This window comes from Corynebacterium sp. HMSC062A03, assembly GCF_001811145.1.
In the GTDB taxonomy this organism is placed as follows: Bacteria; Actinomycetota; Actinomycetes; order Mycobacteriales; family Mycobacteriaceae; genus Corynebacterium; species Corynebacterium aurimucosum.
Genome location: NZ_KV803645.1, coordinates 199,210 through 209,919, shown reverse-complemented (window position 1 = coordinate 209,919; position 10,710 = coordinate 199,210). Strand labels below are relative to the sequence as shown.

The following is a 10,710-nucleotide window of genomic DNA, read 5'->3' as shown; positions in this document are numbered from 1 at the left end:
GGATTGGCTGGGTGAACGGTGGCGGCGGACAGGGATTGGCTGGGTGAACGGTGGCTGCGGACAGGGGGTGGCTGGGTGAACGGTGGCTGCGGGCGAGAGGATGTGAGCCATGGCTGGAACGGCGGCGTGTGGCGCCTAGGAGCGCTCCGCAGGAACGGTGAGGGGCGCAGCCGGAGAAGGGAGAATACGTTCGGCGGAACAGATATAAGAAAAGCCCCTCGGGGGAGGGGCTTGGCGGCTACATTTCGGTCAGGGAGCGGTCACCTGACCATTCGATGTGGAATGTGCCGTCCCGGTCCACACGCTTGAAGGTGTGGGCGCCGAAGAAATCGCGCTGGCCCTGGATTAGAGCAGCAGGGAGGCGCTCGGCTCGCAAGCTGTCGTAGTAGGAGAGGGAAGAGGCAAACACCGGAACCGGCAGGCCCAGCTGCGTTGCAGCAACGACGACGCGGCGCCACGGGTCGATGAGGTTCTCCAGCTCGCCCTTGAAATACGGGTCCAAAATCAAGGCAGGCAGGTCGGCATTGTTGTCGTAGGCCTCACGGATGCGGTCGAGGAACTTCGCACGAATGATGCAACCACCGCGCCAGATTGTAGCCAAGTCACGTGGGTCCACGTTCCAGCCGAACTCCTCGGAGCCAGCCTTGATCTCATCGAAGCCCTGAGAGTAGCCAATGAGCTTTGCGGCATACAGTGCACGGCGAACGTCTTCGACGAACTCGGCCTTATCTACGTTGAGCTCGGTAATGGTTCCGGAGGGCAGCTGGCCCTCCTGGGCAGCTGCACGCTGAGCGGTGGCAGAGGAGAGCGCACGCGCGAACACCGATTCCGCAATGCCAGTGATCGGCACGCCCAGCTCGAGGCCATTAATGGCGGTCCAACGGCCGGTGCCCTTCTGGCCGGCGGCGTCCACGATGACGTCGACAAGCGGGGCACCTGTCTCCGGATCCTTTTGTGCCAGCACTTCGGCGGTGATCTCAATGAGGTAGGAGTCCAGGTCGCCGGCGTTCCACTCGCGGAAAACCTCAGCGATTTCAGCTGGTTCCATGCCTGCACCATAACGAAGCAGCTGGTATGCCTCACCGATAACCTGCATGTCGGCGTATTCGATGCCGTTGTGCACCATCTTGACAAAGTGACCCGCGCCATCCGGTCCAATGTGGGTCACACATGGCGTTCCGTCCACTTCTGCTGCGATCGATTCAAGGATTGGGCCCAGGGTCTCCCAAGACTCTGCTGGGCCGCCAGGCATGATGGACGGGCCATTGAGCGCGCCTTCCTCACCACCGGAAATTCCCGCTCCGACGAAGTGACGGCCCTTAGCCGCCACCTCCTTCTCACGGCGAATGGTGTCCGTGAATAAGGCGTTGCCGCCATCAATAATAATGTCGCCCTCATCCATCGCCTCGGTGAGCTGATTGATGACGGCGTCGGTAGCCGCGCCAGCCTGCACCATGATGATTGCCTTGCGGGGGCGCTCGAGGGAGGCAACGAAATCTTCGACAGTTTCGGACGGGATGAAGGTACCTTCATCACCGTGCTCACTGATGAGCGCGCGGGTCTTTTCCGGACTGCGGTTGTAGACCGCGACGGTATTTCCGTTTCGGGCAAAGTTACGCGCGAGGTTGGAGCCCATTACAGCGAGGCCCACAACGCCAATCTGAGCGAGATCTGTCTTTTCAGCAGTTTGAGTCATGTCCACCATCCTACGTCACCGATATCCACTAACCTGGTGTGGCATGAAACACTCTGAAATCTTTGAAAAGTTTGTCGCGGTATCCCAAACACGGCCGCTCAACGCCGAGGAACTTGACCTCATCAACTCTCACCCACAGGGGCTTGCCGGGCTCATCGGACTGCGCTTCACACACATCTCGGCTGATGAGATTCGCTCCGAGGTCGACGTCGTTCCAGACCACCACCAGCCGTGGGGCGTGGCGAATGGCGGGCTTTTCTGCACGATTACGGAGTCCACTGCATCTGTCGGCAGCCTCATTCTCGCGGGCAAGCCGGTTGTCGGCGTGAACAACAACACAGACTTCCTTAAACCGGTAGCCGAAGGCACCGTCAGCGCCGTCGCTACGCCGCTGTACAAGGGCCGCCGCACGCAGCTGTGGGAAGTAAAAATCAGCCAGGGCGATGTACTTCTCGCTGCTTCCACACTGCGCACCATGGTGGTGCAGTAGCCCCTACAGCCAGTTATTGCGCCGGAACCACCACCACATTCCGGCCACGACCAAGACCATGAGGCCAATTGCCCCGTAATAGCCCCAAGGAAAATGCAGCTCCGGCATGACATCAAAGTTCATACCGTAGATACCCGCCACGAGCGTCGGAGCGGCCCACATGCCAACCACCGCAGAGATCGTGCGCATGTCGGAGTTTTGCTGCATGTTGATTTTGGCGACGGAGGCGTCGATAAGCGAGGTCAAGCGCTCGTCAAAGCCCGCCACCTGGTCTTGAACGACGAGCTGGTGATCGTTGACATCGCGCAGATAGGAGCGAATCGTCTTCGGAATGAGATCCTTGTGGTCTGCGACCATCGCCCGCAAAGCCGGCGAGAGCGGCACGATCGCGTGCTTCATCTCCAGAATCTCTCGCTTAAACATGTAGATACGGTCAATGTTGGGCAGCGAATTCGGGGTGAAGATTTCTTCTTCTAGTTCGTCGACCTCGATGGCGATGAGGCGGCAGATCTCCGAATAGCGGTCCACCATCATGTCCAGAATCTTCCACGCGAGCGATATGGGGCCCTGCTCAACTAGGTCCTGTTCATCCTGAATCACGTAGGCTAAGTTGGGCAACTTGGCAGAGTGGCGCACCGTGATGATGAACGTATCCCCGATGATCATTTGGATTTCACCCGTGGAAATGATCTGGCGCTTGTCGGCCACTTCGTCGTGGTCACGGTAGTTCACCGACCGTGCCACCACAAAAAGCTGGTCATCGTAGCGCTCTAATTTCGGGCGCTGGTGGGCCTGGACCGTGTCTTCAACGATGAGTTCGTGGATGCGGAACTCAGCCGCCACCTTCGTCATCTGGGACTCTAAGGGCTCATGCAGGCCTACCCACACGAAGCCGCGGCCGTATTCTTCCACGGTTTGCAGCGCGCTGTGCGGGGTGAACTCACCGGGCAGTGCCTCGCCGTCGATGAACACTCGGCAGTGCTCAATGGCGCGCTCGACAGGCACAGAAAAACTCGGCGAATTATTGTCCGAAGTGTTTTTCTTGCGTGGCTTGAATGGTGACGGTACAGATGGCATCGTGTCTCAGCCTCCTTCGCTTCGTATAGGCGTTTTATAAGAGCGGCTAAATCTTACACCTCTAAAGGCCTATACTCGTTGTCATGCCTACCTGGAAAGAAGTAACTGCAGCGAATCCCGCCCATTCCCACAACTTTGCACGGAAATGGAAGACGCTACGGGCCCAGGGCAAGGATATCGATGGGGAAGCCCGGCTTATCGACGCCATGAGTGAACGCCACTCCCGCGTTCTCGACGCCGGCTGCGGTTCCGGACGTCTTGGCGGTGAGTTGGTAAAACGCGGGCATACCGTCGTGGGCGTGGATGTCGATCCCATCTTGATCGAACATGCGGTCAACGATTATCCGGAGGCCCGCTGGGAGGTAGGTGATCTTTCCGAGGAGGAAATCCCCGAGAATAACTTCGACATCGCCGTGGCTGCGGGCAACGTCATGACTTTCATTGCTACCGAAGGGCGTGAGGCGGCCTTGCGCAATGTGTTTAACGCGCTACGCCCCGGCGGCCGCTTCGTCGTCGGTTTTGGCGAGGGCCGCGGCTGGGGCTTTGAGGACTTCCTCGACCTCGCTCGCTCACTGGGTTATCGGGTCGATTTCATCTTTGCATCCTGGGACATGAAGGTCTTTAAGGAGAATTCCACCTTCATGGTGGCCGTGCTTACCCGCCCAGGCGCCGATCTGCTGGGCTAACTTTGTGCCTCCGCGGCGAGGCGCCGGAGCCGGTGGCCGTGGTCAACAGGGCCGTGTCCGTGCCCGACGTGGAGCGCATCCGCATGCACGATCGCCTCGTGGAGCCATTCAGTTGCCCATACCAGTGCCTCGTCGAGGGATTGACCCGCGCCCAAACGCGCCGCTAGGGCAGAGGACAGAGAGCAGCCGGTGCCGTGCGTGTTCTTCGTATCAATCCGCGGGCAGGGCACGCGCGTGATTTCGCCGGAAGGGCTTACGGTCGCGTTATCGGCCTGAGCACCATCGAGGTGCCCGCCTTTGACTACGACCCACGTGTCGTTCTCGTGGGCCCACTTGGTTGCAACAGAAAGAGCATCATCAAAGGTGCGCGGTTCTGCTACGCCCGCGAGGACTGCAAGCTCCGGCAGGTTGGGGGTGACCACTGTCGCGCGGCAAGCCAGCTCACGTACTGCGCGTTCCGCCTCCGGTTCGAGCAGGCGGTCACCGCTGGAGGCGACCATGACCGGATCGCAGACCACCGGCACACCCGCGGGGAGGGAAGCAATGAAGTCGCTCACCGCTTCGGTAATGGCAACAGAGCCCAGCATGCCGATCTTGACGGCGTCGATAGTCACGTCGTCCTTGACACTTTCCAGCTGTTCGCGCAAAAAGTCCACCGGTGGGGTGTGGATAGCGCGCACGCCCTGCGTATTCTGCGCCACCAGGGCGGTCACCACGGCCATGCCGTAGGCCCCAGCGGCCTCAAAAGACTTGAGGTCGGCGTGAATACCAGCGCCGCCCGTGGGATCGGTGCCGGCAATGCTGAGGACACGAGGCAGCGCAGGTTGGCTCACGGTTTTCTCCTTAAGCTAGGCTGTTCTTCCCTCTACCGTACATGGGCAAAGAGAAAGGAGAGAGGATATATCCTCTCTCCTTAAAAGACGCGTAAGACCTAGTGGAGGTCGCGGTCAATCACGTTGCGAGCAACGCGCTGCTGCTGGGTGATCTCCAGATTGCCGCGGTCGCGCGAGAAGGCGTTGAGCAGCCAGTGCAGCGCAACGAGGGTGCGGCTGCGGAAGCCAACGATGTAGAAGATGTGCAGACCAAGCCAGGAAATCCAAGCCGGGAAACCAGCGAACTCAGTCTTGCCCAGCTTGACCACTGCGTTGAAGCGGGAAATGACGGCCATGGAGCCCTTGTCGAAGTACTCAAACGGCTCGGCCTCGTTAGCGGTGGACTCTTCATCAATCTTGGCCTCGATGAGCTTGCCCACGTGGTTGCCACCTTGGATGGCCACCTGGGCCACACCCGGAAGGCGGTTGAGGGAAATCATGTCGCCGACGATGTAGACGTTCTTGTACTCACCAACCGTGAGGTCCTCGTTGACAGAGACACGGCCGGCACGGTCCGCCTCCACACCTGCCTGGTCAGCGATAAGCTTGCCCAACGGGGAAGCAGCGACACCTGCGGACCAGATCTTGGTCGCGGCCTCGATGCTGACCTCTTCCTCAGTCTTCATGTTCTTGTAGGTGACGGCGTCAGCGGTGACGTCGGTGACCATGGCGTTGAGGCGCACGTCAACGCCCAGCTTCTCCAAGGTGCGCTGAGCCTTGCGGCCGAGGCGCTTGCCAAAGGGCGGAAGAACCTGCGGGGCACCATCCAGCAGGTAAATCTTGGCGGAGGAAGAACCGAAGTTGGAGTATTCGCCAGCAAACGTACGCTGTGCCAGCTCAGCAATCTGGCCGGTGAGCTCAACACCAGTCGGGCCAGCTCCGACGATGACGAAGGTCAGCAGCTTCTCACGCTTGGCAGGATCTTCTTCCAACTCAGCCTTCTCGAAGGCGGAGATGATGCGGGAGCGGATCTCGAAGGCGTCGTCAAGCGTCTTCATGCCCGGTGCGTGCTCGGCAAAGTGGTCGTTGCCGAAGTAGGATTGACCAGCGCCGGCGGCGACGATGAGGGAGTCGTAGCCGTAGGTGCGAACCGCGCCGTCAAGTTCTGCGGTGACGGTCTGATCCTTGATGTTGACGTCGGTAACCTCACCGTTGACGAAGTTGACGTTGTCCTGGTGGCGCAGGATCTGACGCGTGGACGGGGCGATCTCACCGGCGGAGATGACGCCGGTGGCGACCTGGTAAAGCATCGGCTGGAAGAGGTGGTGGTTCTTCTTGTCGATCAGGGTGATCTCAACATCCGCGTCCTTGAGCTTCTTAACGGCGTTGATGCCGCCGAAGCCGGCACCGATAACAACGACGTGGTGGCGGCCGTTACTAGGACGGTAGGGGGTGTGCGCCATGGTGATTGAATACCTTCCTTAAGAAAGCTAGATTATTTTACCCGAGTTAGTCTAAACCTTTCTAGCGGTACATGCATACTTTATGGGTTATTAACTGGCTTTTTAGGCCGCGCCTCCACCTGTTCGTGGCCCGCCCGTTTTAGTCTAAGAAAATACGTGTGTGCGATGAGGAAGGCTGGCTAGAGCGTGTATTCCCACTTGGCTTCGATTGACGCTGCGGCGTGGCCGGGCGTGGCCACCGTCCCTTCTTCACGCCTGCTGCGTTTCAAAAGCGACCGGTCGGAGGCGGAATTTGCGCAGGCGTGTTCCAAAGCTGGGGTCGAGTTGGACGGCGAGGACCCAGATCTAGCCGTGCTTCACGACGCCCTCTTCTCCCGCATCGCCGATTCAGGCTGGCTGGGCTTGGCCGAGTCTTATATGGCAGGGGAGTGGACGACGCCCGATTCCGATCGTTTGGTCAAAGTTCTCGTGCGGCTCCTGGGGGTGGGCTACCGGCCGAAGGCGAAAGAGCTTGCGGTGGAGACTTCGAGCCCGGGCGAGCTGCCTCTTGATGTGGTGAAACTGTATGCGGGTGATTCCCTCAGCCATTCGGGCGGCATCTTTGCTAGCGGCGTTCCCACAACGGTGCGTGAAGCGGTGCGCAGCTATAGTGCGCGGGTGGGGAGCAAAGAACCCAAAGAGCACTTCGTCGATGTGACAAGTGTGACCGAGCCGACGCACACCGACCGTGAGGACTTGGGCGATGCGCAGCGCCGCGCTGCACAGTGGCTTCTCGACGCCACCCGCACCGGCGCCGGCACACATCTTCTGGTTTATCCGGCGACTGGTCTGCAGGTAGCAATTCAAGCCGTTGCCCGGCGCGCCACCGTTGACGTCCTTACGGGGGATGCTGAGCAGCAGGCGCTGTTCGACGAACAACTACTCCTTGAGGGAGCCGCTGATTCTGTCCATGTGCAGGGCATCGAAACGGCGTTGCCCAATCCGAAGCAGTGGCGCGGGCGCTATGACGCGATAGTGAGCGTGGAGAAGCTAGAGACGCTATCGGCTCCCGAGCGCCGGCGCTATGTGCAGATGCTGGATCGCTCGCTGGTCAGCGGTGGGCGAGTGGCCATGGGATCGCTCTTTGCTACCGAGGCGATGACTCCGGCCGCCCAGTCCGCGATTCAGGTTCTGCGAGCTTATATATGGCCTGGCCTGGATTACCCGACGCTGGAGGAGACCCACCGACTCTTCGATAGGCGCTCCAACCTGCGCATCATCGCTCAGACCCACACCGGAACCCACTACCTGGAAACGCTTCGTTACCAGCGCAGCTTCTTCGACGGGCGGCACCGCGAAGCTGCGGCAGCGGGCTTCGACCAGGTTTTCCGCCGCCTTTGGACGTTCCAGTTTGCTCTCCGCGAGGCGCTGCTCACCTTAGGGATGCTGGATGCGGTGCACGTGGTGGCGACCCACCGCAACCGCGGGGGTCGCCGTTAAGCGTCACCTCTTCTAGGGCGTGACGACCGGACGGGAGGCCCGTTCCAACAGCACTGCGATTGATTCATAGGTCCGTCCGGAGATCATCTCCAGGCCCATCTCGCAGGTGCGGTTATCGGAGACGAAGGCGTCGAAGTGTTCCGTGTCGAGAGAAACGCGCTCCTCGCGTGTGGCGGACTCGACGAGCTCCGGGTGCAGCATGACACGGTCACCGGCGGAGCCACAGCACATCGCGCCCTCCGGGACTTTGGCAGAGCCGCAGAGGTTTGCCAGGTCAACGAGCGCTTGGCTCATGCCCATGTGGTCAGTCGAGCAGGTTGGGTGTACGGCGATGCTGCCCATGTTTTTCACGATGGGCAGGTGTGGGGCGATTTCATCGCGCAGCCATTCCACGACATCGAGGATGCGCAGATCCTCCCAAAGCTTGCGGTCAGCAGGGGAGAGCACCTCAGGAACGGAATCTAGCAACCCGTGGGTGCAGCTGGCAGCATCGACCACGATGGGCAGCTGGCCGTGCTCCGACCAATGCCAGAGGTCGCGCACGATCTTTTGAGCCTGGTACTCAAATCCTTCCTTGTAGCCCTTGGACGACCACGGTGTACCACAGCAATCGCCCGCGACGTCCTCCGGAATCCACACTGGCTGGCCAGCGCGGCGTCCTAGTTCCACGATCGCGCGCGGGAGGTCGACTGAATCCTTGGCCGCGCCGGCTGGGCGGCCGAAGATGCGGTTGGTGCAGGCAGGGAAGTAGAGTGCGCCAGCGCCCTCGCGCGGGGTTTCCGGCAGACGCGATGCGGCCTTCGGAAGCGGCCCCGGGACGGTGGGCAGCAAGTCGGGAGCTACCACGTTGCGAGCCATGTTGGCGCCCAGCTCGAGGGGCTTGTGGGGAATCTTGTTGGCGGAGATGATGCCAGCGCGGGCAAGCTTTTCCACCAGTTCCCAGCGCTGCGCCGTCGTCAGTGCCACCTTCTCGCGGGCCGGGGTAGCCTGTTGCGCGCGCAGCTGCTTCATGACCGCACCTGTATCGATGCTAATCGGGCAGGGGATAGAACAGGTGCCGTCTGCGGCGCACATGTCGACTGCGTCGTACTGGTACTCCTTCTGCAGCTGCGCCAGCACCTCCGAGCCTTCTTGCTGCCGGGCCATCTCGCGGCGCAGCACGATGCGCTGGCGTGGGGTCACCGTGGCGTGGCGCGAGGGGCAGACAGGCTCGCAGAAGCCGCACTCCACACACGGGTTGATTTCATTCTCGACCTTCGGGAAGGACTTGAAGTTGCGCAGGTGGATGGTTTGGTCGCGTGTAAGCTTCACGTTCGGCGCCAGGATGCCCTTGGGATCGATCATGTTCTTAACTTCCCAGAACAGCTCGAAGGCCTCTGTGCCCCACTCGTGCTCCAGGAAGGGAGCCATGTTTACGCCGGTGCCGTGCTCGGCCTTCATTGAGCCCTGGTACTTATCAATGACCAGCTCGGCCAGATCATCCAAGAACGCGGCATAGGACTCGCGCTCTTCCTCGACATCAAAACGCGGGGTGAAGAAGAAGTGCAGGTTGCCAAAAGCAGCGTGCCCCATGACGGATTCCGGGTAGCCATACTTGGCCTGCAAGTCCAACAGGTCTGCTGCGGCTTCGCCAACCTGAGAGGGCGGGAAGCAGACATCCTCGGTGATGTACGCCGTGCCGTTCGGGCGGTCTGCGCCCAGCAGGCCATAGAGGCCGTTGCGCAGTTCCCACGCACCGCGCATACCTTCCGCGGTGGTGAGGAATTCGAGGGGGCGGAGTAGTGGGGCGTCGGCAAGCACGGTGCGTAGGCGATCCATGGCCTTGTCCAAATCTGCCTCGTCGCTGCCGCCCACCTCGACGAGGAGTGCCGCGGCATCATCATCAAGGTTGCGCCAGGATTCCGGCGCATGCGCATAGTGTTCGGCCGAGCGGCGCATGACCGGGGCGACCAGGAGTTCGCAGGCTTCCGCGCCGGTTTCCATGATGGGGTGCACGTAGTTTGCGGCATCACGCAGGTTGGGCAGCTCGACCCACGTCGTGGCCTTCACACGCGGTAGCTTCACCGTGCGGATGACGGATTCCGTGATAGCGCCGAAGATGCCCTCGGAACCGATGAGCAGGCGCTTGAGGATGTGCACGGGCTCATCCTCGTCGAGGAAGGCGTCGATACGAAGGCCATTGGTGTTGCGGATGGAGAACTTGGTGCGCAGGAAGTCCACCATCTCGGTATTAGCGCGCAGCTTGTCGCGGAAGGCCAGTAGATCGGCGTGGAGCTTCGGCTCCTGCTTGCGGAAGACCTCATCACCGCGCGAAGTATCCACGATGGTGCCCGAAGGCAGGACGAAGATGAGCTCTTCAATGCTGTGGTAGCTATCGCGCTCTAAAGAGCAGCGCATGCCGCCGGAGTTATCGGCCAGCACGCCACCGATGGTGCACACGGACGTGGATCCCGGGTCCGGCCCCAGCATGAAGCCGTGGCGGGAGAGTACCGCCTGGGCATCGCCCAAGATGACGCCGGGGCGGGACCACAGCTTGCGGCCTTCTTCGCGTACCTCCATGCCGCCGAAGTGGGTTTTGACATCGACGAGGATGTCATCGCCCATGGCCTGGCCGTTCAGCGACGTTCCTGCTGCACGGAAGGTCATGTGGCGATCGTGAGTATCGCAGTACTTCATCAGCGCAGCGAGGTCCGTGGCGTTGCGCGGGGAGACCACGATGTTCGGGATGGAGCGGTAAGGGCCGGCATCAGAGGAGAAGCGCACGAGGTCGCTGAGACGTCCGTGCACGTTCTCGTGACCAACGATGGCTTCCATGTCCGCCACCAGCTCGGCGGGGGAGCCGTTCTTGTAGCGTGCAGAAACCGCGTCGGCCTGGCTCGTGGTGCCGGCTGGGCGGGAGAAAAGAGAGGAATCGGGGCTTAAAAGCTTGGACATATTTCTAATCTATCGCGTGACAGTAAATCTGGACCAAAACGGGTACGTGAGGTTCATCATATGGGATACTCAA

General features: G+C 60.8%; 8 protein-coding genes. 3 read left to right on the top strand and 5 right to left on the bottom strand.

Annotated features, from left to right (window positions below; translation table 11 throughout):
• Positions 1 to 238 precede the first annotated feature (238 nt).
• The gene (gndA, locus tag HMPREF2781_RS00970; protein ID WP_070643627.1) at positions 239 to 1,696 is read right to left on the bottom strand and encodes an NADP-dependent phosphogluconate dehydrogenase; all 1,458 of its coding nucleotides are present in this window, start codon (positions 1,694 to 1,696) and stop codon (positions 239 to 241) included.
• Positions 1,697 to 1,739: 43 nt separating this feature from the next.
• Here gndA and HMPREF2781_RS00965 point away from each other — a divergent pair, with 43 nt between their 5' ends.
• Entirely contained in the window at positions 1,740 to 2,186 is a 447-nt protein-coding gene (locus HMPREF2781_RS00965; protein WP_070446653.1) for a PaaI family thioesterase, read from the top strand.
• Between the two features lie 3 nt (positions 2,187 to 2,189).
• Here the strand turns inward: HMPREF2781_RS00965 and corA are convergent, their stop codons facing one another.
• A complete protein-coding gene (gene corA / locus HMPREF2781_RS00960) occupies positions 2,190 to 3,263 on the bottom strand; it encodes a magnesium/cobalt transporter CorA (RefSeq protein ID WP_070643624.1) in 1,074 nt (357 codons plus the stop codon).
• An 83-nt stretch (positions 3,264 to 3,346) separates the two neighbouring features.
• Here corA and HMPREF2781_RS00955 point away from each other — a divergent pair, with 83 nt between their 5' ends.
• The gene (locus HMPREF2781_RS00955; protein ID WP_070643622.1) at positions 3,347 to 3,949 is read left to right on the top strand and encodes a class I SAM-dependent methyltransferase; all 603 of its coding nucleotides are present in this window, start codon (positions 3,347 to 3,349) and stop codon (positions 3,947 to 3,949) included.
• Here the strand turns inward: HMPREF2781_RS00955 and thiD are convergent.
• Together thiD and HMPREF2781_RS00945 are read right to left on the bottom strand one after the other, a co-directional pair.
• Positions 3,946 to 4,782, bottom strand: a complete 837-nt coding sequence (gene thiD, locus HMPREF2781_RS00950; protein ID WP_070643619.1) for a bifunctional hydroxymethylpyrimidine kinase/phosphomethylpyrimidine kinase — start codon at positions 4,780 to 4,782, stop codon at positions 3,946 to 3,948. The two genes, HMPREF2781_RS00955 and thiD, sit on opposite strands and share 4 nt — an antisense overlap.
• A gap of 98 nt (positions 4,783 to 4,880) precedes the next feature.
• The gene (locus tag HMPREF2781_RS00945) at positions 4,881 to 6,224 is read right to left on the bottom strand and encodes an NAD(P)/FAD-dependent oxidoreductase (protein ID WP_070643616.1); all 1,344 of its coding nucleotides are present in this window, start codon (positions 6,222 to 6,224) and stop codon (positions 4,881 to 4,883) included.
• 186 nt (positions 6,225 to 6,410) lie between these two features.
• Between HMPREF2781_RS00945 and HMPREF2781_RS00940 the strand changes: the two genes are divergently transcribed.
• Positions 6,411 to 7,703, top strand: a complete 1,293-nt coding sequence (locus tag HMPREF2781_RS00940; RefSeq protein ID WP_070643613.1) for a class I SAM-dependent methyltransferase — start codon at positions 6,411 to 6,413, stop codon at positions 7,701 to 7,703.
• Positions 7,704 to 7,715: 12 nt separating this feature from the next.
• Here HMPREF2781_RS00940 and HMPREF2781_RS00935 read toward each other — a convergent pair whose 3' ends face one another.
• Positions 7,716 to 10,637, bottom strand: coding sequence for an FAD-binding and (Fe-S)-binding domain-containing protein (locus HMPREF2781_RS00935; protein ID WP_070643611.1), 2,922 nt, complete (start codon positions 10,635 to 10,637; stop codon positions 7,716 to 7,718).
• Positions 10,638 to 10,710: the final 73 nt, after the last annotated feature.